Here is a 21,770-nt window from a genome sequence, read left to right as displayed (position 1 = left end):
GGTTTTTCCTTAATTTTATGTATAACTTTGCCCGCAATTTTATATTGCTTATTTTGGCAAACATTCTTGAACCTTCAAAAATTTTGAATCATTCTTAGAATTACTCACTACACCTTTAAAATCAAAACGTTAACAATTACAAATCATTAACATCAATTCAAAGGCATAATATTTTAAATAGGTTTAATAAATGATTAATGAAAACTTGGTTTGATATTTTTTTGTCGTTAAACAAGATGGAAGTTAATTGATTAAATTTCGCATTTGAAGTCTTCGAACTTACTACCCCATTCACGTCCGATAAATTCGACCCTCTCGGTTGAAATATCAACATTATCTTTAAAGATTTTTTGAATTTCGTCATGCATGATTTCCAAATCATTTTCAGATAACTCAGCATCAGAAACATAAAGTGCATGAATTTTATCATAATCCCTCTGTATAAGCTGAATCTGTCTTACAGGAATTAAAAGTGCGAAATCATCAGAATGGAAGCGTGGCCAAAAACTGTCCCCATTTTTGTCTTTCGCCATATTACGTGCCCGGCCCATTATGTTCTTAATTGTCGGCAGCCCTCGCCCACAATCACATTTTGGCCCGACGGTCGCGTAATCCCCAATTTCATAACGAATGATCGGCATTGATGTGTTAGTAAGACTAGTGACAACAATTTTCCCTACTTCGCCCTCTTTTGCCGGTGTTCCATCTTCACGTAATATTTCTAAATACACATTGCTTGTCTGAATATGATACAGGTCAGAATTCTTGCATTTAAGGGCCATACATCCGACTTCACGGCTACTGTATTTATCAATCACTTCAATATCATGTTTTTTTTCAAACATGTTTTTTATGTCCGGTGTTAATACCTCGCCATATGTCAAAATCTTTTCGATGGAACTCAAATCGAGTTTATGTTCTTCAGCATATTGAAAGACAGAAACTGCATTTGCAGGATAAGCCATTAAATAATTTGGCTTTATATGAGCAAGCCAGCGTGTCTGATGAGAAATCGGCAAAGCACTACTGTTTGTCGCGTACCCCCCTTTTGGGAACCCATCCATCCATCCATTAGAAAAATTACCCATATTACCTTTGCTCTTTGGGGCATCTGAATATAAACGTGCAAGGTTCTTATTTCCATCAAGGCCCGCCCAACGATACCACCTCTCCTGAAGGATAGTGGTATAAAGATAAGAACATCTTGCCCATCTAACAACAACAGGTTCAGACGTTGATCCAGACGTAGGCAGATCGGTAGCCCCGATTTCCATTTTAGGATGCTTACTATGCATTCTTTTTGTATTATCTTGAATATCTTGTCTTTTTAAAATTGGGATCTTATGGAATTCAGAAAGTTTAATTCCACGTTTTTTATCAATAAGTACATTGGAAAGAAGTTTTTTATAATAAGAAGTATACTTGCGAGCATGTACACAAATATTCCCCAAGTGTTGCTCAAGTAAATCTTGTGCCTCTCTTTGATCATACCATTGAGACTGAAGAATAGTTTCAGAAATTATGTTTGATGAAGCAAAAAAGTTCTTGGCATCGACAGCCCAGAATAAACTATTTTTTTCTCTATCAATTTGAGTTTTAATCGGACTATTAAAATTCATTCACTATATTTCGCATAAAAAATCTTCAAACTTACCACCCCATTCGCGCCCAACAAAATCAACCTTTTCAATAGTAACTTCAATAGGAAATGGAAATAATTTCTTAGCACTATTACACACGTCTATACGGTCATTACAAGAAATTTCACCATCAGATACATAAAGTACATGAATTTTCTCATAATCAACCTGAATATATTGAATTTGCTTAACTGGGGTTTTTGATATTAACTCTTCCGTATAAAATCGTGGCCAGAAACTATCCCCATCCCGCAATTTTGCCATATTACGGGTGCGGCCCATTATTTTTTTAATTGTTGGCAATCCACGTCCACAAACACACTTCGACCCGACAGCTGCATAATCCCCGACTTCGTATCTAATCAATGGCATAGCTGTATTCGTAAGGCTTGTTACAACAACCTTGCCAACTTCCCCTTCTTCTGCAGCTGAACCATCTTCTCGTAAAATTTCAAGATATACATTACTCGTTTGTACATGATAATTATCCGAAGATTTGCATTTCAATGCCATACATCCGGTTTCACGACAGCTGTATTTATCTATGACATCTATTGCATGTTCATTTAAAAAATAACTCTTCGTTTCGCAGGATAGAACCTCACCATAAGTCAGTATTTTTTCAATTGAACTTAAATCAATATTATTATTTTCGGCATAATCAAAAATTGCATAAACATTAGACGGATATGCCATTAAATAATCTGGTTTAATATGTTCCAGCCATTTTGCCTGAATTGAAATTGGAAGTGTACTGCTATTTACTGCATACCCCCCATTTGGGTTTCCCGACATCCAGCCTTTTGAAAAACTGCCCTGATTTCCATTAATCTCATCAGCTTCTGAATACAACCTTGCTAAATTACGATTACCATCCAAACCTGCCCATTTATACCATCTATCCTGCAATACAGTCGTAACCAAATATGCGCATCGAGACCATCTTACCGCCAACGGGGTTGATGTTGATCCTGTTGTACTTAAATCTGTAGCACCATAATTTTCCATAGCCAAGTCCCGGCTATGCATTTTATCTTTATGGTTCTGAATATCAGCTCTTTTCAAAATGGGAATATTACTGAAATCCTTTAAATCAACCCCTTTCTTTTTATCAATTCTCAGGTTTTCAAGTCTCTTCCTAAAAAATGGGGTATTTTTAAAAGCATGACCGCATATTTTCCCAAGCTGCCTTCTAAGTAGCTCTTCGGCTATGTCATTTTTATACCATTGGCTTTGCTGAATTTTTTCATTAATTATATCAAATGAAGCATGAATGTTTTTATTATCCACTGGCCAAAACAAAGTTTCTCTTCGTTTAATATTCTTAAGAAAATCTGGATACTTACTCATTTAAGCTACACTACCCCCAACAATTATTTATACTACTATAAAATCTTAATTTCACTGCATTTGCGTTCAAAAAGCATATGTCATAAAATACCTTTGTTTACAAGGATAACATAGAGGAGGAAAAAATGATTTTACGGTTTTTAGGGATAATTTCACTTTCATTACTATTCATTTCAAGTGCTCTTGCTGCCGACATTGATGGCAATTGGAGCATAACTTTTTCAACAGCTGAAGGTGGGTCAACAATCCCCTTTGAAATCATGGTCGATGGTGAAACAGTTACCGCCGATGCTGATGGTGATGCGTTAGAAGGCACATATAAAGATGGTGTATTAAAAATCAAAGGACCAATGTATGTCCCGGAAGTTGGAATGTCCGCCACTCTTGATATGACAGCGCAGTTAGAAGGTAACGACCTAACCGGAAATGCAACATGGGACATGTATTCCGCAAGCGTTTACGGCGTTAAAGTCGACTAAGTAACTATAATTAAATAATAAAATACATTAGGGCGGCAGATCGCCCTTTTATTTTACGATTCAACTTTACTTTACGGTAAAGTAAAGTTATCATTCCTTCGCTAACAACTGAAAAGGAATAAATTATGATAACCAGAATTATGACTGCAGTATTTGCAACCTTACTCATGGTAACATCCAGCTTCGCGGCTGATGCTGAGGGTGAATGGAGCATTACGCTTTCCGCAGCAGAAGGATCAACGTCAATTGTTATGGATATTAAAGTTGACGGTGAAAATGCGACAGGTACGTCAGATGGTGATGAACTTAAGGGTACACTTAAAGATGGCGTGCTTGTATTATCAGGTGATCTTTATATTGCTGATGCCGGCATGTCTGACACAGCGGATTTAAAAGCCACTATCGATGGTAATTCACTAGAAGGCAATATGAGCTGGGGTGGTTATAGCCTAGATATGTACGGTTCAAAATAATTAACTATCTAATTAATACCTTCCCATAACCTAAAAGGGGCCATATATGGCCCCTATTTTTTATTCCAAAGATATTCGCTTTTTAATTTTAGAATATTCTTTTCCATATTAGTCGCCATCATATTATAGCCGCCCTGCTCTAATGACGCGAGCAACTGAATTTCCAATGAAGTGACTTTGGATAGCCTCTTCTTTCTCTCTTCGCCTTGATATTCTGATGCCTCGATAATCAATTTCTTGATTTCATCAAAAAGGAAAGATTCATAAGGTTGGCCAAGTTCTGTTTTATCAGGAGATGGCGGCGCAATATAATCCGGGTCCTGACGTTTTTTTAGCCAGTCCTTGATTTTAAACTCTGATAATAGGTCAAATAACCGCATACGCCCATTATATCACAAAAATTAGAACTTAATATTTAACTTTAAACCCTACGCGTACAATTCGCGGCTCAACAGGATGATAATGAATATCTTCGACTGCGGCAGCTTCACCCGCCATTTGTGATTCATAGAAGTAAGTAATATCACGCGCATTTGAATTAAGGACATTGAAAACATCAAATTCAATTGTGTATCGATCAAAATCATATGACGCGCCAAAATTTACTAATGTGGTTGGTTCTGAACGTACGCTGTTATCTTCAATGAGTGGTGCACTTCCGAAATGACGCACCCTTAAACTGGATGTAAGACCGTTATCAAGCGTAACCGTAGCCCCCGCCCCTAAAACGGAACGTACAGCACCCGGAATATAATTGTCATTATCCAGATTGAATTTTGCGTCCGTACTTGCCGCCGTTAAATCAAACGCAAGCCAGTCATTGGCCTGCCAGAATGCTGCAACCTCAACACCATAACGACGGCTTCCATCATTAACTTCTGTTGCACCAGCATCCCCAACAAAAACAAGCTCACTATCCAGATCAAGCCAGAAACCGGAAACAGCAAAATTAAAGTCATCATTTGGTTCAAGGCGAATACCAATTTCCGCACCTTTACTTTTCGCAATTACAGGAACAGCAGATACCGGATCGCCAGACACAGGATCAACACTGATCGCCGCACCCCGAACATCATTTGAATGGAACCCATGACCATAATTGGCGTAAATTTCTGCGGTTTCGTGAACACGGTATGCTGCGGAAATTTTTGGACTTACAGCTGCTTGGTTTCCGCTTCCGGAATTTTCAAGCCTTTGTGCCGTCACATCATAACTAAAACGGTCAACTCTTACGCCACCGGAAACCCTGAAATCATCATTCAGATAGAGCTTCACATCCGCATAACCACCAAATGCCAATTCATCAACAGAATCATTTCTGATTGTTGTATGACGAACACGGCTTTCTGTTTTATATAATCCCACTTCTTTGATCTGATCATAACGAATAGAACTGCCAACAGTCCAAACCATATCCATATCATTTAATGAAGCATCATCAGAATAGGAAAAATTCCCGCCCCATATAGAACGATTATCAACCTGTTCAAATTCATCACCACGTACCGGATCATCAAGAAAATAAGTAAAATTGGAAAATAGATTAAAGTCATAATACTGACCGTAAACTTGTGCAGTTAAGTTTTCCGTTTCAACTTTACCGGAAAATAACATACGTGTCGTATTGCCACCAAGATCATCATCAAGATTACCCATTTCATCAATAATGTTATTTTCAACAGCGCGCATTGGGATTTGATCTGTGGCCATCCAAGTTGAATGATAGGCTGTCGCCAGCAATTCAGTTCTTACAGCATCATTTTCCAGGCTGTATTTCATGATGGCATTATATTTCTTTAAATCATCATCAAGCACCCAAGGGCCATCATTCAATTGACCTTCTGCAGCGAATAATAAATTACCATCTGATAATTCAACGCTATTACCGCTAACAACACGGTAGTAGCCATTTTGCCCGATGTTAATTTCTGCAAAATTCTGATCCAATTTGTCATAAATATTAAAATTGGTTGAACCCGCCGATGAAAAATCACCGATTTCAGTGCTATATGGCCCTTTTCTATATTCTACTGTTTCAACAACTTCTGGAATAATGAAATTTAGATCAAGATACCCCTGTCCATGCCCATGGGTCGGCAGATTAATTGGCATTCCTTCGAAAGTTGCCAGAAAATCAGTACCATGATCAAGATTAAAGCCACGCAAGAAATATTGATTTGCCTTACCTGATCCACTGTGCTGGGTCGCTACCATGCCGGGGATCACTTCCACCAGTTCCCCAACGCGTAACAATGGTCTTGTTGTAAAGTCGGCATACCCTACAACACCATCAGATGCAGAATCTGCTGTACCGATTAATTTTTCTGCGCGACCGAATACAACGACCTTATCAACATTCTCGTATGAAGCTTCATACGAAGTTGCCTCATCCTGTGCCGCATTTGCAGATGAAATTGCTGTTAATGCCGTTCCGGCTAACAGAAATAATTTCCCATAATTATAAGTCAAAATATTCCACCAAGTGTATTGTTACAATATAACAAATACTATATGCAGAATTATTCGCAGTTATTCAAGTGTTTTCTAATTTAATCGACGAGTTTATCTATTGCGTATCCATCAAACGGCTTGGTATTTTCAAGAACCACATGACCGCTGATATTCGCAGTTCCCTGCATCCGTTCAATCAATGCATCGTTAAGTTCCAAATAACGCTTCATATCCGGACATACAACCCGCAGATAATAATCAAAATTTCCGCTTACCGTATAACATTCAACAATTTCAGGAAATTCAGCTACAGCTCGATTAAATGTATCAAAATTTTCATTGGTATGATCATGTAAACTAACGGTCAAAATAACCGTAACTGTTCGACAGATTTTATCAAGATCAATATGGGCCATATAACGGTCCACATATTTTTCTTCTTCAAGTCTTCTGACACGTTGCAAACAGCTACTTGGTGACAGGTTCACTTTATTTGATAATTCATGATTTGTAATTCTGGCATCATTTTGCAGAATCGAAAGAATCTTCAGATCAATATGATCGATTGCCTTTTTCTTCATAATATCTCTCTTGGGGGAAACCCCGCATACACCCTCTAATCTATAAGAATACTGCTTAATAAAACAAAATTCAAATTCACACAAGTATACCGAATATTATTTGGCAATACAGCAAAAATAAATATTACATTCATTCAGAATTGTGAGAAATTATTAAGACATAAAAAAATCAACCAATTGCAGGACATTCTGCAAGTAATTCGACCACAGGTAAATATTATGACGGACAAAGTATCACTTATCGGCGTGCCGAGCGATATTGGGGCAAGTGACCGAGGCGCATGTATGGGACCCGAAGCCCTACGCGTTGCAGGTATTGATAAAATGCTTAAAAAACAGGGATGCGAAGTCCGTGACATTGGTAATCTGGAAGGGCCAAAAAACCCTGAACAACCACCAGTTGATGGATACCGTCATTTGGAAGAAAACATCGCATGGGCCAATACAATTGCAGATTCCATATATTCAGAAATGAAAGATGGCCGCTTCCCCATTATGATGGGCGGTGACCACGCTATGTCAGTGGGCTCTGTTGCGGCTGTTGCAAAATATTGTGCTGAACAGGAAAAACCGATTTGCATATTATGGATCGACGCACATGCGGATTATAATACAAATCAAACTTCCCCATCAGGTAATATCCACGGCATGCCCGTTGCTGTTGCAACAGGACTTGGACATCCTGACTTGCTTGCAGTCGGACACGCCATCCCAATGGTAAAACCGGAAAATGTTTATCAAATCGCCATACGGTCTGTTGATAAAAATGAGAAAAAATTGGTCATCGATAGTGGTATTAATGTTTACGACATGCGCCGTATTGATGAAATTGGCATTCGTCAAACAATGCAGGAAATCCTTCATGAAGTTTCTGAAAAGAATGCCCACCTTCACGTTAGTTTCGACGTAGACAGTCTTGACCCTTCCATTGCACCGGGTGTTGCAACGACAATTCCGGGGGGGCTAACTTACCGCGAAGCGCAGCTTTGTATGGAAATGGTCCATGACAGTGGCCTAATGGGATCACTGGATATCGCAGAAATTAATCCAGCACTCGATACCGAAAATAGCACAGCTAAAATTGCTGTCGATTTAACAGCATCACTCTTTGGCCGTCAAATTTTCCCAATACACTCACTTTATCAAGGGGAATAACCATGTCCTTGCAAGATGACATAATCAAGCAAACTGATGAACGAAGCGCCCATAATTACCACCCGTTGCCACTTGTATTATCCAAGGGCGAAGGCATTTGGGTATGGGATGCGGACGGCAACAAATATCTTGATTGCCTTAGCGCTTATTCAGCCGTAAATCAGGGCCATTGTCATCCCAAGATCATTAAGGCATTAACCGATCAAGCAAGCCGTATGACACTTACGTCACGCGCGTTTCATAATGATCAAATGGGAAAATTCCTAGAAAAGCTATGTCAGGTAACAGAAATGGACATGGCCCTTCCTATGAATACTGGTGCAGAGTCCGTTGAAACAGCGATTAAAGCCGTCCGCAAATGGGGGTATGAGGTAAAAGAGGTTGAAGAAAACAAAGCAGAGATTATTTGTTTTAGGGACAATTTCCATGGACGCACCATGTCAACGGTGAGTATGTCATCGGAACCGGATTACCGTAAAAACTTTGGCCCATTCCTGCCCGGCTTTACGCTTATTGATTATAATGACATTGAAGCCTTAAAAAACGCCATTACTGAAAATACCGTTGCGATCATCATGGAACCAATTCAGGGTGAAGCAGGCATTATTGTGCCAGATAACGGGTATTTATCTGAAGCACGAAAAATATGCACCGAAAACAATGTTTTATTTGTTCTTGATGAAATTCAAACAGGCCTAGCACGAACCGGCAAAATGTTTACTTATCAGCATGAGAAAAACGCGAAACCAGACATGCTAATCGTCGGAAAAGCATTAAGTGGTGGCGTATATCCCGTATCCGCGATTGTTTCATCCAAAGAAATCATGAACGTGTTTACACCAGGTATACATGGCAGCACATATGGCGGCAACCCACTTGGCGCAGCCGTTGGCCTTGCAGCACTCGAAGTCATCGAAGAAGAAAAGCTTGTTGAACGTTCCGCGATGCTTGGTGATTATTTTTTAAAGAAATTAAATTCCATCCAAACCAATAAAATCGCTGAAATTCGTGGAAAAGGTTTATTCATCGGTATCGAGCTACATAAATCAGTTGGCCTTGCCAGACCATATTGTGAAGCCTTAATGGAAAAAGGAATGCTTTGCAAAGAAACGCATGATTATGTGATCCGACTTGCACCGCCACTCATCGTGGAAAAGGCCGATATTGACTGGATGGTTGAACAAATCGCAGACGTGCTTAAGGACTGATGAATTAATCAGACCACTCAAGCCCCATATTCTGATAGCGTTCTTTATCGTCGCCCCATCCTTTTCGGACTTTCACGAATATAAACAGATGAACTTTACGGTCGAGCAGCTCTTCAAGCTCCTCCCTTGCCATTTTACCAATGACTTTTAACCCCTGGCCGCCTTTACCAATAACTATCTTCTTTTGGCTATCACGTTCCACATAAATGACCTGTTCAATTCGGACGCTGCCGTCTTTTAATTCTTTCCAACGTTCCGTTTCAATGGTCGCAGCATATGGAAGTTCTTCATGGAACCTTAGATAAAACTTTTCCCGTGTAATTTCCGCGGCAAGCATACGTTCTGTGATATCTGTTAAATGATCTTCCGGATACAACCAAGGACTTAGCGGTAAAAATTCAGCAATCTTATCCTGCAAATCGTCAAGACCATTGCCTGTTTTTGCCGAAATCATCAGTGTTTCTTCAAAATCACCCAATTCATTTAATTCTTGTGTTTTGGCAAGTAATGTTTCCCGCTTCACAATATCAATTTTATTCAAGGCAAGGATGGCTTTTTTACCGCTTTCTTTTAACCCTTCTGCGATTGAACGTGTTGCATCATCAATTCTTAAGGTAGCGTCGACTAAGAATACGACCACATCGGCATCCTTGGCCCCTTCCCATGCCGCGGAAACCATGGCACGCTCAAGACGTTTTTTGGCTGTAAAAATGCCCGGCGTATCAACAAACACCATTTGATTATCACCATGAATGGCAACGCCAACCATTCTGGCTCTAGTTGTTTGCACTTTATGCGTCACAATAGCGATTTTGCTACCGACTAGTGAATTGAGTAGTGTAGATTTTCCGGCATTTGGTGCACCAATAAGGGCGACAAATCCGCATTTTGTATTTTGTTGAATATTCATTTTACGTTCCACGCCTTTTCCAAACGTTCCAGCATGGCTTCCGCTGCATTCTGTTCGGCTTCGCGTTTTGATTTTCCTTTTGCCTGCTCTTCTTCTTCCCCCTTAACCCTTAAGGCTATTGTGAATACAGGCTGATGATCCGGCCCTTCTTTATCGACCGTCACATAATTTGGGGTTGGCTTCCCTTTAGATTGCACAAGCTCCTGCAATCTTGTTTTTGCATCGCGTTTTGCAACTTTTACATTATAAGCCTGATCTTTCCAAAATTTACGGATAAATTTTTCGGCTTCTTGATAGTTAGCATCAAGATAAATGGCACCAATGATTGATTCACTAACATCCGCGATAATGGTTTCACGTTTTCTTCCGCCGGTATCTTCGCTGCTTTTGGCCATATGAATAAAATCACCAAGGCCAATTTCCTCACCAACTTTTGCGCATGCTTCGCGTCTTACAAGATTTGTGTGACGGCTCGCAAGACCGCCTTCATCAACATCAGGATAAAGTTCAAACATCCACGCAGCAATGGCAAGACCAAGCACACGGTCGCCAACGAATTCCAATCTTTGGTAATTTTTCGCACCTTCCAAACTTGGATGCGTCAATGCTTCTCTTATTAATTCTTCATTCTTAAATGAATATCCAATGATTTCATAAAGCTCTGAATATTGACCGTTTTCAACTGTCAAAATACTACCTCGATCTAATTAATCGTTGTGAAGAAACGGTCACGGCGTTCTTCAGGGAACCATTTCCAAAATTCCCATAAGGCGCTGTGATTATCAAATGACAATGTAAGCCATGTTGCCTTACCAATGATATTTTCAAATGGAACGAACCCAACACCCTCGCTTGATGGCCAGCGACTATCAAGTGAATTATCACGGTGATCACCCATTGCAAAATAATGTCCTTCTGGAACAATAAAGACCTGGGTATCATCAGCACGTCTGACATATTCACGGTTCAGTGTGACATATGTTTTACCGCTCGGCATCACTTCTTCAAACTGTTCAAATCGTTCTTCGCGGCCATATTCATTTGTTCTGACGTAATCTTCGATTTGAATGCGTGGAAGCTTTGCACCATTAAGGTGAAGCTCACCATTAATCATTTGAATTTTATCACCCGGCACGCCAACAATTCGTTTGATGTAATAAATATCCGGGTCCCTTGGAAGACGGAAAACAACAACATCGCCACGTTCAACATCATCTGAAAAAATTCTATCAGGTATGATCGGTAAACTAAAAGGCAAGGAATGTTTTGAATAACCATAAGACATTTTGTTCACCAACAAAAAGTCCCCAACCATAAGATTCTTTAACATCGATTCAGAAGGAATCGAAAACGGCTGCAAGATGAATGTTCTGACCGAAATCGCAATTAAAAATGCATAAAATATGCTGCGAAAGAACTCACCCCACGTTTCCCCTTCATTTAGAAGTGCTGATTTAGCACCTTCGCCTAAGGAATTATTCTTTTCTTTGCCGTCCATTTAAATACTTCTTTTAAAATTGTTTAAAATTCTTGTTCAAGACACTAATGATTTTCGTGTTCTTTTCAACTTTTTACTGCTGTTATAATAACAATCGCCTGTGCAAGTGGGGGTTCATCCGTAAGGCTTAAGTCAATCTGTGCCTCAAGCCCATCTGGCGTTAGTTCTTTAAGTCTATCTCGTGCACCGCCCGTCAGTTTCAAGATCGGCTTTCCTAAATCGTCATTAATGACTTCCATATCTTTCCAATAAACACCCTTTGCAAATCCAGTCCCTAGTGCTTTTGAACATGCCTCTTTTGCTGCAAATCTTTTTGCAAAATTCGATGCATGATTACCTTTGGACTGACAATATTCAATTTCACCATCGGTAAAAACACGTTTCATAAAACGGCCATCGAAACGGTTTAAGGATTTTTCAATCCTGCGAATATCCGTTAAATCGTTTCCAAGTCCGATGATTTTCATAAAACATGCCCTTTATGGCGAATTAATGGCGCTATTTGCACTTTGCTCTACCTTGACCCATCAGGTCGCGCATTTCCTTGATGGTTTGCTCAAGCCCAACAAAAATTGCTTCACCCATCATGAAGTGACCTATATTAAATTCGGTAAATTCAGGTATTTGCGCAACCGCACCAACGGTTTCATAACAAAGTCCATGCCCCGCATGAACCTCAAGTCCGATCTCACCGCAGTATTTAGCACCCGCGCGTAGGCGTTCTAGCTCTGCTGCGCGCGCCTCGCCCTCTGCATCGCAATATGCCCCTGTGTGTAATTCTACTTTATCCGCCCCTAATTCATGTGATGCTTTAATTTGATCCTTATCCGCATCAATAAAAAGGCTAACGCTAATGCCGACATCCTTTAATTTCTGGATATATCCTTTTAAATGATCATATCCGCCAATCACATCAAGGCCACCTTCTGTGGTCAACTCTTCACGTTTTTCCGGCACAAGGCAAGATGACGCAGGCTTTAGACGTGTTACGATTTCAAGCATTTCATCGGTGGCGGCCATTTCAAAATTAAGTGGAACTTTAATATTGGCCATCAAACGTTCCATATCATCATCAACGATATGGCGGCGGTCTTCACGAAGATGAGCCGTAATGCCATCTGCGCCAGCTTTCTCGGCGAGCAGTGCTGCACGAACTGGGTCAGGATGAAATCCACCACGCGCATTACGAACCGTCGCAACATGATCAATATTAACGCCAAGGCGAATTCTTTCATTTGGCATTTTACATCCCCTTCTTATTTTTCTGTCTGCGTTTCATGCGGTTTATTTTATATTCTGAAACCAATTTGTAAATCGGCCAGTAAAAGAAAAACCAAAGTGACGCACCGATAAGCGCCCCACCCAGCAACATTGGTAAAAATACGGTTGTCAAAAATGGGCCCAGTGCCTCTATCGGATTGTTGACAAGATCGACAATCGTAAAACTACTGAACATCAGATCCAGTTGCCCCATTAGGTCATCTGTTGCTTCCCCGCCCATTAAATTTATGCCAAGGTTATAACTACCTGCCCAGATAAACGGAAAAGTCCATGGATTTCCCACAGCCGTTCCGATAGCAGACGTTAAAATATTTCCCCTGACAATCCATGCGATAACAGCAGCAAATATGAAATGAAGGCCAACAAAAGGTGTAAATGAAACCGCGGCACCAGATGCAAATCCCGCCGCAATTGCGTAAGGCGTGCCGTCGATACGGGCCAAGCGGTGCTTCATATAATTACCCGCCCTGCGCCACCCGGCAGACGGCCAAATAAATTCACGCACCTTTTCCAGAAACGTCTTTTGTTTTCTACGCCTGAACAATTGTCATTCTCGCTTAAAGGAATAAAAGTTTATTTTTTTAGATCTCTACTACCCGGCTTTACGGCTTCTGAATTTTTTAAATGTTCAGGAAGATTATCCGCATCATACGCCGGAACCTCAAGACCAATAAGGGATACAAGAGGCACACCAACATCAACCTTGCCATTGCTTCGGTCAATAAGACAGCTTGCAGCAACCACATTCCCACCAAGCCTTTCAATCGTTGCAATACATTCTTTGGAAGAAAGACCAGTTGTCACGATATCCTCAGCCATAAGAACATTTGCACCTTCCGGAATTGCAAAACCGCGTCTTAATTCAAATTCACCATCCACGCGTTCCGTAAAGATTGAATTTACACCAAGCTGGCGCCCCATTTCATAACCAACAACAACGCCACCCATAGCAGGTGAGACAACAATATCAATTTTTGGCTCAATGGTTTTGCGGATTTTATCAGCAAGTGCCGCACAAATACGTGCGCCGCGATCAGGATCCATCATCACCCTAGCGCACTGAAGATACATTTCACTATGTAGCCCAGATGAAAGCAGGAAATGCCCTTCCAGTAATGCTTCTGCGTCTCTAAATTCTTGTAATACTGCGTCTTTATCCATGATGGTCTTTCATTTTTATATTATGTAAATGCCCGCTCGATTGAACTCACATATTTGCTGGCACGTAGTGCGGTGATTACGTCCGTTAAATGTTTAGCATCTCTGACTTCAAGATCAAGCTCAATTCGAAAAACATCGGCCGATCTTTCGTTAATTTTAATGTTACTTACGTTTGCTTCATCCTGCGCGACGAGCGAAAGGACTGATGCCATCGCCCCTGTCATATGTTTTAATGACATATCAACGCGCCCTTGGAAAATATCAACACTATCTTCCGGTGGGCTCCAAGATAAATCGAGCCAATCTTCCGGCGTTTCCGTATAAACATCAAGCGCTTCACAATCGATTGTATGAACCATGATGCCTTTACCTTCGGCGACAATCCCAACAATGCGGTCACCAGGTAACGGATGACAGCATTTTGAAATATGCACATCAAGTCCCGGGGTAAGCCCCTTGATCGGAAGCTGATTGTCACCCGCTTTATGAGGACGCTTCGTATCAACAACGATAGACCCCGTCCCTTTGGTTTCATTTTTGTTTTTCAAACTTGGGAATACGATTTCCAGCACTTTTCTATCCGAAATTTCACCGCTACCAACTTTTTCGAAAACGGTTCCTGAACCGCCTTTTAAGTTCAACTTCTTAGCTGCACTCGTGATGGCTTTCTTGTTATATTCTCTTTCTTCCTGCTCGAATGAATGTTTTAATATTTCTTCACCAAGAGCGATATATTCTTTTTTCTGTTCTTGACGCGTGTACCTGCGAATAGCAGCCTTAGCCTTACCAGTTGCAACAAATTGTTCCCAATTTTTATGAGGTTTCTGTGCATTGGAACGTAAAATTTCAATCTGGTCACCATTGGCTAGAACCCGATTTAATTGTGCAGGTTCACCGTTCACCTTACCACCAACACAGGTATCACCCACTTTCGTATGAACCGCATAGGCAAAATCAACAACCGTTGCCCCAGCCGGTAGGTTAATAAGTTCGCCTTTAGGGGTAAAACAAAACACCTGATTTTGATACATGGCGATTTTGGTATGTTCCAGAAATTCTTCCGGATCAGCCGCATGTTCCATAATTTCAAGCAAATCCTGAAGCCAGCGATAATGAACACCATCTTTTTTCGATGCATCATTTTTATAACGCCAATGTGCCGCCACCCCTTTTTCAGCGATAATATCCATTTCGGTTGAACGAATTTGAACTTCGATGCGTTTACGCTGTGGACCGATCACCACTGTATGAAGCGATTGATAACCGTTCGGTTTTGGCATTGAAATATAATCTTTTAATAGGCCTGGAACCGCTTGCCATGTTTTATGAACAACCCCAAGCGCTTTATAACAATCCTCAATATCATCAACAATGACACGGAACGCGAATAAGTCAGCCTGATTTTCAAGACTAACATTACGGTAGGTAATTTTCTTCCAAATTGAATATGGTTGTTTGCGACGGCCGATGACCTCTGCATCAAGGAAATTTTCCGCAAAGATTTTTTCAAGTTCACGAATAACTTCATCACGGACATTTTCCGTGTTCGCATAAAGATAATCCAAACGCTTCATAATTGATTCGTGTGCTTCCGGATAAACATGCGGGAAGGCTAGATCCTCAAGTTCATTCATCAATTCCTGCATTCCGATCCGCTCTGCAAGTGGTGCGTATATATCAAGCGTTTCGCGGGAAATACGGGCGCGTTTTTCCGGCTTTTTAATATAATGAAGCGTACGCATATTATGAAGCCTATCCGCAAGTTTCACGAGCAGAACACGAATATCATTGGACATCGCCAGTAAAAACTTTCTGAAATTTTCTGCTTGCTTGGAACTTTCGGATGTATATTCCAGTTCGGACAGTTTCGTAACACCATCCACCATTTTGGCAATATCCTGACCGAACAGCTCTTCAATCTGTTCGTAGGTCGCAACAGTATCTTCGATGGTATCATGTAAAAGCGCCGTAACAATCGTATCACAATCAAGCTGCATTTCAGTAAGGATGCCCGCCACTTCAAGCGGATGAGAGAAATACGGATCGCCACTGGCACGTTTTTGCATTCCGTGCGCCTTCATGGAAAAAACATACGCGCGGTTAAGACGCATTTCATCCAAATCAGGATCATACGCTTTTACCATATCTACCAGTTCGAACTGACGTATCATCTGCCAAATTCCATATTCTTGTTATTCATTTGATTATAATACAAAAAAAGACTTGCTGAGAACACCTCAAACAAGTCTTTTTTTTAGATTATTTTCTGGTGCAATTACTCTGCGTCATCCTCAACCGCATTAAGGGCCGCTTCAAGTTCTGCTGCCGCTTCTGCTTCTGCTGTTGCAATATCAGATTTTACTTCCATCGCAACTTTTGCAAGGTTGTCTGCTGTCATGTCCTGATTATTTTCAGAAAGCTTCTGTTCAGCAAGCAGAAGTGAAATATCATCTTCTTCCGGCTCGTCGACCTCAACATGTTTTTGAAGGCCGTAAAGCACTGCTTCTTCAAGATCAGCAGGATTAATTGTTTCATCAGCGATTTCACGAAGAGCAACAACAGGGTTTTTATCATTGTCACGTTCAACAGTGATCGGTGCACCAGCTGAAATTTGACGAGCACGACGCGCTGAAAGCAGCACAAGGTCAAATCTGTTAGTAACTTTATCTTCGCAATCTTCTACGGTAACGCGTGCCATGTTGCACTTTCTCCATAAATATAGTTCTGCCTTTTCGGCGTATAAAGATACGGCTTATACAATTGTTAAATAAACCTGTAAAGCCAATATCAAGTAAATAAGTGCTTATTTTACAGCATTTTTCGTACAATTCCAGCGGATTGCTGCCCGGCCAGCATTTTTTCAGTGGTTTTGCCCAGCACTGGATGCTGCCAATCGGGGCATATATCCATCATGGGAATCAGTACAAAATCCCTTTCATGGAGTCGCCCATGGGGGATGATCGCATGTTCGGGATTTATATTCTGCGCTTCACTTTCCCATTCATCTCTGGATGGGAATATCTCATCATTATAACTTAATAGATCAAGATCAATGATCCTTGCTTCCCAACGTTTCCGTCTAACACGACCAAGGTCATGTTCAATATCATGCAATAATTTTAAAAGATCAATCGCCCCCATTTTCGTTTCAACCGAAACAACCGCATTACAAAACCATGGCTGATCCGATTTTGGCACCGGTTCCGTTTCATAAAACGCTGACCTTTTCAAAATTTCAACGCCGCGCTGGGCAAGCATATCCATTGCCGCTTCAAGAATTTCTTTTGAAGTCGCAAATTCATCGGTTGTTAAATTGCTGCCTAGGCCAATTAAAATCATTTTGATTACCATCTAAAAATATCCACTGGAAACTACAGAAATAAGCGGTGCGTGACCAGTCAAAAAAACATCACCCTTCCTTAAAAGGGCTATTTATGGTATAAGTAGTTATATTTTATTTATTTTTTAGGAATTTATTATGTTATTTTACCCCGATGAAAAATTGGCCATTTTTATTGACGGCTCTAACCTTTTTGCTACTGCAAAATCCCTTCATTTTGATATCGACTATAGCCGTCTACGCAGATATTTTGCCGACAAAAGCCGCCTTGTGCGCGCCAATTATTACACAGCACTAATCGAAGAAGCCGAATATTCACCACTTCGTCCGCTTGTGGATTGGCTGGATTATAACGGCTACACAATGATCACCAAACCGACCAAAGAATTCACCGATGAAAAAGGTGATAAAAAAATCAAAGGTAACATGGATATGGAACTGGCCATCGATATGATGGGCATGGCAGAACATGTGGATCATATGGTATTGTTTTCCGGTGACGGGGATTTCAGAAGACTGGTTGAAGCCGTCCAAAGACGCGGCGTTCGCGTTTCAGTGGTCAGCAGCACCAAAACCCATCCATCCATGATCGCGGATGAATTAAGACGACAGGCTGACAGCTTTATCGAAATTGCCGACATGGAAGAAGCCTTCGGCCGCGTTGACGGCACAGATCACGGACACCCGTAATCATGGCAAACATGGAATTGATCAGGGATCACCAAAGCTCCCTGCCCGGCAATGCGCCGCTTGATTGTGAAATGTGCCCGCGCCTTGTCGCATTCAGAAACGACAATATCGAAAAATATCCCGATTATTTCAACGGCCCTGTCCCCGCCTTTGGCGCACAAGACGCGGAATTATTAATTGTTGGACTTGCCCCCGGATTAAAAGGGGCAAACAGAACCGGCAGACCATTTACCGGCGATTATGCAGGTGATTTATTATACCCGACATTAATAAAATTTGGCTTTGCAAATGGCACATATGACAGTCGCATTGAGGACGGCTTAACCATGAAAAAAGCCATCATTACCAATGCCGTAAGATGCGTACCGCCGCAAAATAAAACCATTGGCGAAGAAGAACGCAATTGTCGTCCTTTTTTAATTGAACAGATTGAAAAATTACCAACCATTCGCATTATTTTGGCACTTGGTCTTGTTGCTCATAATGCGGTGCTTTCAACATATGGTGAAAAGAAATCTGCCTTTAAATTCGCACATAATCAAATGCATACACTTTCAAACGGCCTTACCATGATCGATAGCTATCATTGTTCCCGTTACAACACCAATACCGGCCGACTAACCACTGAGATGTTCGAAGATGTTTTTACAAGCATCACACAGTATTTAAAATAATCAGGGTCTATGATATATTCTGACCCGATAAAAAATTGAGGAAACACAATCATGAAAAAAATCGCATTCGCATCAATTCTCGCACTGGGTCTTGCAGCGCCAGCAACAGCACAAGACTGGGATGCTGTTGAAATTAAACCAATCAAAGTTCGTGACAACCTTTATATGATGACGGGCCAAGGCGGCAATCTTGGTGTTTCTATTGGCGAAGATGGAGTTTTCCTGATTGATGATCAATATGCCCCACTTACGGAAAAAATCCTTGCGGCGATCAAAACTCTTTCAAGTGATGAAATTCAATTTGTCTTTAATACCCATTATCATGGCGACCACACGGGCGGCAATGAAAACTTGGGTAATAAAGGCATCGATATCGTTGCCCATGATAATGTTTATAAACGCCTTAAAGATAGCGGAACAACCAAAGAAGGGCTTCCGGTTATCAGCTTTAACGATCAATTGACGTTCCACCTTAACGGTATGGATATCAGCGCCCGTCATTATAAATCCGCGCACACGGACGGCGACAGTATCGTTTATTTCCAAGGGGCCAATGTAATTCACATGGGTGATACATTCTTTAACGAAGCATACCCCTATGTTGACGTTGATGGCGGCGGTTCATGGAAAGGGTTGCTTCTTGTTGTAAAAAGCACTCTTAACCAAATTAACGATGACACCAAAATTATTCCGGGTCACGGCCCGCTAACTGATAAAGCAGGACTACAGATTTATCATGATGTACTGATGGATATTGATAGCATCCTTCGCCCAATTGCGGAACGTGGATTATCACTTGATGAAGCTAAATCATTGAACCCACTTGAAAAATATGACGGTGATTATGGCAATGGCTTTATGGATCCAGATACATTCATCAGCATCGTTTATCAGAACATTAAAGATAATCTGTAAACAAAACCACATCATAAATATTCCTTAAGGGCCCGTTCAGTTTCGGTTCAGATAGCAATGCTATAGTGTAATCAGGTGAACGGGTTCTGTTATTAAAAAGAAGGAATATTAAATGAGTAATATGCATAAATTCCTGAACAAGACCACAATCATTGCAAGTCTTGTTGCAACGAGCCTTATTGCAATCCCTCTCAATGCATCAGCGCAGGAACGCGGTAAATACCGTGACCGGGGTGGCGTAAAGAAACAAAAAGTGGCCTATAATACCGGTTACCGTGCCGGCAGACAGGATGCCCGTCAAAATTATCGTTCAAACAGACAGGTAAACCGCGCCTATAATCGCGGCTACCGCGAAGCTTCAAGAAATTATAATCGCGGCTATAGAGATGCCCGTCGCAGTACATACCGTGCTTATAACCGTGGATACCGTCACGGCAGCTACAATAACGGCGGCGCATTTGTAACCGGCCTTGTTGGCGGTGCTATTCTTTATTCTGCGCTGAACAACAGCAGTCATTATAACACACACGTTAGCTATAGTTACGGATATCCAAGCTATGGATATGGCGGATACCGTTATGGTTATAGCTATGGATACCCTGGCTATCATTATGCACCGCGCACAAATGTGGTTTATGTGGACCGCCCGACAACGGTTGTGAGAGAAGTGCCCGTTTACACACAAGCAGCACCACAATACCAACAGGCCCCGCAGTACCAGCAGGCACCACAGCAGCAGTACCAATATCAACCGCAGCAACAAGCGGCCATTGATAGCAGCTGTCTGCAAACCCGCGAATATACAACTACAATCGAGGTGGGCGGCGAAGCAGTACCAGCATACGGACAAGCATGCTTGCAGCCAGACGGCAGCTGGAAATTCGGTGACCCGGTCGCGGTACCCAGTTTTTAAGAATTAAACCTTTTAAGAGTAGACAATAATTTTGTCGAAGAAATACCCGCCACTCTCTCTCCCGGCGGGTATTTTTTTATCTGCAGTTTCATCATCTATCAAATGATCTTATAATATAGGTCATTCCATTCAGGATTATTTTCTTCAATAAGAGAAATTTTCCAATCCCTATGCCAATTTTTCAATTTCTTTTCTCTGAGAATAGCCTCTGAGATATCATCAAAACATTCATAATAGACCAAGCGTTTAACATTATGCTCTCTTGTAAATCCATCACTATGTCCTTCACGGTGCTGATAAATTCTTTTTAAAAGATCATTGGTAACACCAATATAAAGTGTACCTCTTTTTTGTGATGCTAATATATAAGTAAATCCTGCTTTCATCATTTTTAAATCATAGGATTCCCTAGACCCTGAATCAAGTTCAGGGTGACGATAATTATATTAAAATATTAGACAAAAAATACGTCATGCTGAACTTGATTCAGCATCCACGGAATCTTATCAATGGATAAATCTGTTCTTATAAATACAGCAATCTAACGATAATTATTCTTCAATAACCTACCCTGCTCACGGCTCCAATCGCGGTCCTTCACCGTGTTGCGCTTATCATGCATTTTCTTACCCTTACCAAGACCGATTAAAACCTTGGCACGGTTATGATCATCGAAATAAAGCTTAAGTGTCACAAGGGTCATGCCCTTTTTCTGCACGGCGGCCATAAGCTTATTAATCTCACGGCGATGAAGCAGCAATTTACGCACGCGCCTCGCCGAATGATTAAAGCGGTTGGCCCCTTCATATTCCTTGATATAGCTATTGATCATGAAGGCTTCGCCGTCTTTAACCTCAGCATAGCTATCATTGATATTTGCTTCACCCGCGCGTAGTGATTTGACCTCGGACCCCAAAAGCACAATTCCGGCCTCGAACTCTTCTTCAATAAAATAACTGTGGCGTGCCTTTTTATTCTGCGCAATCAGCTTATAGGCACTCTTTTTATTTTCACTGCTCATCATGAAACTCTTTAATCATTTCCCTGCAAA

25 protein-coding genes are annotated in these 21,770 nt (G+C 41.0%); 8 read left to right on the top strand and 17 right to left on the bottom strand.

Going from position 1 to position 21,770, the window contains the following annotated elements; all coding sequences use genetic code 11:
• Positions 1 to 251 precede the first annotated feature (251 nt).
• Positions 252 to 1,619 carry a phenylacetate--CoA ligase family protein gene (locus KW060_RS04370; RefSeq protein ID WP_249035152.1) on the bottom strand — a complete coding sequence of 456 codons (1,368 nt, stop codon included), beginning with the start codon at positions 1,617 to 1,619 and terminating at the stop codon, positions 252 to 254.
• Positions 1,620 to 1,622: 3 nt separating this feature from the next.
• Positions 1,623 to 2,990 carry a phenylacetate--CoA ligase family protein gene (locus tag KW060_RS04365; RefSeq protein ID WP_249035151.1) on the bottom strand — a complete coding sequence of 456 codons (1,368 nt, stop codon included), beginning with the start codon at positions 2,988 to 2,990 and terminating at the stop codon, positions 1,623 to 1,625.
• 125 nt (positions 2,991 to 3,115) lie between these two features.
• Here KW060_RS04365 and KW060_RS04360 point away from each other — a divergent pair, with 125 nt between their 5' ends.
• Complete coding sequence (locus KW060_RS04360) at positions 3,116 to 3,469, top strand: hypothetical protein (protein WP_249035150.1); 354 nt, start codon at positions 3,116 to 3,118, stop codon at positions 3,467 to 3,469.
• Between the two features lie 125 nt (positions 3,470 to 3,594).
• Positions 3,595 to 3,942: a hypothetical protein gene (locus KW060_RS04355; RefSeq protein ID WP_249035149.1), complete on the top strand. Its 348-nt coding sequence runs from the start codon at positions 3,595 to 3,597 to the stop codon at positions 3,940 to 3,942.
• A 53-nt stretch (positions 3,943 to 3,995) separates the two neighbouring features.
• Here KW060_RS04355 and KW060_RS04350 read toward each other — a convergent pair whose 3' ends face one another.
• The 3 genes from KW060_RS04350 to KW060_RS04340 all read right to left on the bottom strand — a co-directional run bounded on the left by KW060_RS04350 (position 3,996) and on the right by KW060_RS04340 (position 6,974).
• Positions 3,996 to 4,322, bottom strand: a complete 327-nt coding sequence (locus KW060_RS04350; protein ID WP_249035148.1) for a hypothetical protein — start codon at positions 4,320 to 4,322, stop codon at positions 3,996 to 3,998.
• 28 nt (positions 4,323 to 4,350) lie between these two features.
• Positions 4,351 to 6,411, bottom strand: coding sequence for a TonB-dependent receptor (locus KW060_RS04345; protein WP_249035147.1), 2,061 nt, complete (start codon positions 6,409 to 6,411; stop codon positions 4,351 to 4,353).
• A gap of 80 nt (positions 6,412 to 6,491) precedes the next feature.
• Positions 6,492 to 6,974, bottom strand: a complete 483-nt coding sequence (locus KW060_RS04340; protein ID WP_249035146.1) for an Lrp/AsnC family transcriptional regulator — start codon at positions 6,972 to 6,974, stop codon at positions 6,492 to 6,494.
• Positions 6,975 to 7,193: 219 nt separating this feature from the next.
• On the opposite strand from KW060_RS04340, the gene rocF reads away from it, so the two are divergent.
• Together rocF and rocD are read left to right on the top strand one after the other, a co-directional pair.
• The gene (gene rocF, locus KW060_RS04335) at positions 7,194 to 8,129 is read left to right on the top strand and encodes an arginase (RefSeq protein WP_249035145.1); all 936 of its coding nucleotides are present in this window, start codon (positions 7,194 to 7,196) and stop codon (positions 8,127 to 8,129) included.
• A 2-nt stretch (positions 8,130 to 8,131) separates the two neighbouring features.
• On the top strand, positions 8,132 to 9,337 hold the full coding sequence (gene rocD, locus KW060_RS04330) for an ornithine--oxo-acid transaminase (RefSeq protein ID WP_249035144.1): 1,206 nt from the start codon (positions 8,132 to 8,134) through the stop codon (positions 9,335 to 9,337).
• A gap of 4 nt (positions 9,338 to 9,341) precedes the next feature.
• On the opposite strand, the gene era is transcribed toward rocD, so the two are convergent.
• The 10 genes from era to folK form a co-directional block, all read right to left on the bottom strand.
• Positions 9,342 to 10,247, bottom strand: a complete 906-nt coding sequence (gene era, locus KW060_RS04325) for a GTPase Era (protein ID WP_249035143.1) — start codon at positions 10,245 to 10,247, stop codon at positions 9,342 to 9,344.
• Complete coding sequence (rnc, locus tag KW060_RS04320; RefSeq protein ID WP_249035142.1) at positions 10,244 to 10,936, bottom strand: ribonuclease III; 693 nt, start codon at positions 10,934 to 10,936, stop codon at positions 10,244 to 10,246. Before rnc ends, era begins: the two co-directional genes overlap by 4 nt.
• 14 nt (positions 10,937 to 10,950) lie before the next feature.
• Positions 10,951 to 11,745, bottom strand: a complete 795-nt coding sequence (gene lepB / locus KW060_RS04315; protein WP_249035141.1) for a signal peptidase I — start codon at positions 11,743 to 11,745, stop codon at positions 10,951 to 10,953.
• Between the two features lie 65 nt (positions 11,746 to 11,810).
• Complete coding sequence (gene acpS, locus KW060_RS04310; protein WP_249035140.1) at positions 11,811 to 12,212, bottom strand: holo-ACP synthase; 402 nt, start codon at positions 12,210 to 12,212, stop codon at positions 11,811 to 11,813.
• Between the two features lie 31 nt (positions 12,213 to 12,243).
• The gene (locus KW060_RS04305) at positions 12,244 to 12,987 is read right to left on the bottom strand and encodes a pyridoxine 5'-phosphate synthase (RefSeq protein ID WP_249035139.1); all 744 of its coding nucleotides are present in this window, start codon (positions 12,985 to 12,987) and stop codon (positions 12,244 to 12,246) included.
• Position 12,988: 1 nt separating this feature from the next.
• Entirely contained in the window at positions 12,989 to 13,531 is a 543-nt protein-coding gene (locus KW060_RS04300; RefSeq protein WP_274757342.1) for a DUF2062 domain-containing protein, read from the bottom strand.
• A gap of 68 nt (positions 13,532 to 13,599) precedes the next feature.
• A complete protein-coding gene (pyrE, locus tag KW060_RS04295) occupies positions 13,600 to 14,187 on the bottom strand; it encodes an orotate phosphoribosyltransferase (RefSeq protein ID WP_249035137.1) in 588 nt (195 codons plus the stop codon).
• 20 nt (positions 14,188 to 14,207) lie between these two features.
• Positions 14,208 to 16,358, bottom strand: coding sequence for a RelA/SpoT family protein (locus KW060_RS04290; protein ID WP_249035136.1), 2,151 nt, complete (start codon positions 16,356 to 16,358; stop codon positions 14,208 to 14,210).
• Between the two features lie 104 nt (positions 16,359 to 16,462).
• Positions 16,463 to 16,885: a DNA-directed RNA polymerase subunit omega gene (gene rpoZ, locus KW060_RS15885; protein WP_420833153.1), complete on the bottom strand. Its 423-nt coding sequence runs from the start codon at positions 16,883 to 16,885 to the stop codon at positions 16,463 to 16,465.
• Between the two features lie 110 nt (positions 16,886 to 16,995).
• Positions 16,996 to 17,538: a 2-amino-4-hydroxy-6-hydroxymethyldihydropteridine diphosphokinase gene (gene folK / locus KW060_RS04280; protein WP_249035135.1), complete on the bottom strand. Its 543-nt coding sequence runs from the start codon at positions 17,536 to 17,538 to the stop codon at positions 16,996 to 16,998.
• A gap of 127 nt (positions 17,539 to 17,665) precedes the next feature.
• Between folK and KW060_RS04275 the strand changes: the two genes are divergently transcribed.
• From KW060_RS04275 to KW060_RS04260, 4 genes are all read left to right on the top strand, one after another.
• Positions 17,666 to 18,217 carry a LabA-like NYN domain-containing protein gene (locus KW060_RS04275; RefSeq protein ID WP_249035134.1) on the top strand — a complete coding sequence of 184 codons (552 nt, stop codon included), beginning with the start codon at positions 17,666 to 17,668 and terminating at the stop codon, positions 18,215 to 18,217.
• Positions 18,218 to 18,219: 2 nt separating this feature from the next.
• Complete coding sequence (locus KW060_RS04270; RefSeq protein ID WP_249035133.1) at positions 18,220 to 18,891, top strand: uracil-DNA glycosylase; 672 nt, start codon at positions 18,220 to 18,222, stop codon at positions 18,889 to 18,891.
• 51 nt (positions 18,892 to 18,942) lie between these two features.
• Complete coding sequence (locus tag KW060_RS04265) at positions 18,943 to 19,806, top strand: MBL fold metallo-hydrolase (protein ID WP_249035132.1); 864 nt, start codon at positions 18,943 to 18,945, stop codon at positions 19,804 to 19,806.
• A gap of 112 nt (positions 19,807 to 19,918) precedes the next feature.
• Positions 19,919 to 20,719: a hypothetical protein gene (locus tag KW060_RS04260; RefSeq protein WP_249035131.1), complete on the top strand. Its 801-nt coding sequence runs from the start codon at positions 19,919 to 19,921 to the stop codon at positions 20,717 to 20,719.
• Between the two features lie 98 nt (positions 20,720 to 20,817).
• Here KW060_RS04260 and KW060_RS04255 read toward each other — a convergent pair whose 3' ends face one another.
• The gene (locus KW060_RS04255; RefSeq protein ID WP_249035130.1) at positions 20,818 to 21,108 is read right to left on the bottom strand and encodes a GIY-YIG nuclease family protein; all 291 of its coding nucleotides are present in this window, start codon (positions 21,106 to 21,108) and stop codon (positions 20,818 to 20,820) included.
• 152 nt (positions 21,109 to 21,260) lie between these two features.
• A complete protein-coding gene (gene smpB, locus KW060_RS04250) occupies positions 21,261 to 21,740 on the bottom strand; it encodes an SsrA-binding protein SmpB (RefSeq protein WP_249035129.1) in 480 nt (159 codons plus the stop codon).
• Positions 21,741 to 21,770: the final 30 nt, after the last annotated feature.

The organism is Pseudemcibacter aquimaris, from assembly GCF_028869115.1.
In the GTDB taxonomy this organism is placed as follows: domain Bacteria; phylum Pseudomonadota; class Alphaproteobacteria; order Sphingomonadales; family Emcibacteraceae; genus Pseudemcibacter; species Pseudemcibacter aquimaris.
The sequence above is the reverse complement of the archived record's forward strand: the minus strand, read 5'-3'. Positions and strand labels throughout refer to the sequence as shown.

What these genes read in the sequence shown, in the direction of transcription:
- KW060_RS04370 (WP_249035152.1), bottom strand. Translation starts at nt 1,619, where the DNA reads ATGAATTTTAATAGTCCGATTAAAACTCAAATTGATAGAGAAAAAAAT.
- KW060_RS04365 (WP_249035151.1), bottom strand. Translation starts at nt 2,990, where the DNA reads ATGAGTAAGTATCCAGATTTTCTTAAGAATATTAAACGAAGAGAAACT.
- KW060_RS04360 (WP_249035150.1), top strand. Translation starts at nt 3,116, where the DNA reads ATGATTTTACGGTTTTTAGGGATAATTTCACTTTCATTACTATTCATT.
- KW060_RS04355 (WP_249035149.1), top strand. Translation starts at nt 3,595, where the DNA reads ATGATAACCAGAATTATGACTGCAGTATTTGCAACCTTACTCATGGTA.
- KW060_RS04350 (WP_249035148.1), bottom strand. Translation starts at nt 4,322, where the DNA reads ATGCGGTTATTTGACCTATTATCAGAGTTTAAAATCAAGGACTGGCTA.
- KW060_RS04340 (WP_249035146.1), bottom strand. Translation starts at nt 6,974, where the DNA reads ATGAAGAAAAAGGCAATCGATCATATTGATCTGAAGATTCTTTCGATT.
- rocF (WP_249035145.1), top strand. Translation starts at nt 7,194, where the DNA reads ATGACGGACAAAGTATCACTTATCGGCGTGCCGAGCGATATTGGGGCA.
- rocD (WP_249035144.1), top strand. Translation starts at nt 8,132, where the DNA reads ATGTCCTTGCAAGATGACATAATCAAGCAAACTGATGAACGAAGCGCC.
- era (WP_249035143.1), bottom strand. Translation starts at nt 10,247, where the DNA reads ATGAATATTCAACAAAATACAAAATGCGGATTTGTCGCCCTTATTGGT.
- lepB (WP_249035141.1), bottom strand. Translation starts at nt 11,745, where the DNA reads ATGGACGGCAAAGAAAAGAATAATTCCTTAGGCGAAGGTGCTAAATCA.
- acpS (WP_249035140.1), bottom strand. Translation starts at nt 12,212, where the DNA reads ATGAAAATCATCGGACTTGGAAACGATTTAACGGATATTCGCAGGATT.
- KW060_RS04305 (WP_249035139.1), bottom strand. Translation starts at nt 12,987, where the DNA reads ATGCCAAATGAAAGAATTCGCCTTGGCGTTAATATTGATCATGTTGCG.
- pyrE (WP_249035137.1), bottom strand. Translation starts at nt 14,187, where the DNA reads ATGGATAAAGACGCAGTATTACAAGAATTTAGAGACGCAGAAGCATTA.
- KW060_RS04290 (WP_249035136.1), bottom strand. Translation starts at nt 16,358, where the DNA reads ATGATACGTCAGTTCGAACTGGTAGATATGGTAAAAGCGTATGATCCT.
- rpoZ (WP_420833153.1), bottom strand. Translation starts at nt 16,885, where the DNA reads ATGGCACGCGTTACCGTAGAAGATTGCGAAGATAAAGTTACTAACAGA.
- folK (WP_249035135.1), bottom strand. Translation starts at nt 17,538, where the DNA reads ATGGTAATCAAAATGATTTTAATTGGCCTAGGCAGCAATTTAACAACC.
- KW060_RS04275 (WP_249035134.1), top strand. Translation starts at nt 17,666, where the DNA reads ATGTTATTTTACCCCGATGAAAAATTGGCCATTTTTATTGACGGCTCT.
- KW060_RS04270 (WP_249035133.1), top strand. Translation starts at nt 18,220, where the DNA reads ATGGCAAACATGGAATTGATCAGGGATCACCAAAGCTCCCTGCCCGGC.
- KW060_RS04265 (WP_249035132.1), top strand. Translation starts at nt 18,943, where the DNA reads ATGAAAAAAATCGCATTCGCATCAATTCTCGCACTGGGTCTTGCAGCG.
- KW060_RS04260 (WP_249035131.1), top strand. Translation starts at nt 19,919, where the DNA reads ATGAGTAATATGCATAAATTCCTGAACAAGACCACAATCATTGCAAGT.
- KW060_RS04255 (WP_249035130.1), bottom strand. Translation starts at nt 21,108, where the DNA reads ATGATGAAAGCAGGATTTACTTATATATTAGCATCACAAAAAAGAGGT.
- smpB (WP_249035129.1), bottom strand. Translation starts at nt 21,740, where the DNA reads ATGAGCAGTGAAAATAAAAAGAGTGCCTATAAGCTGATTGCGCAGAAT.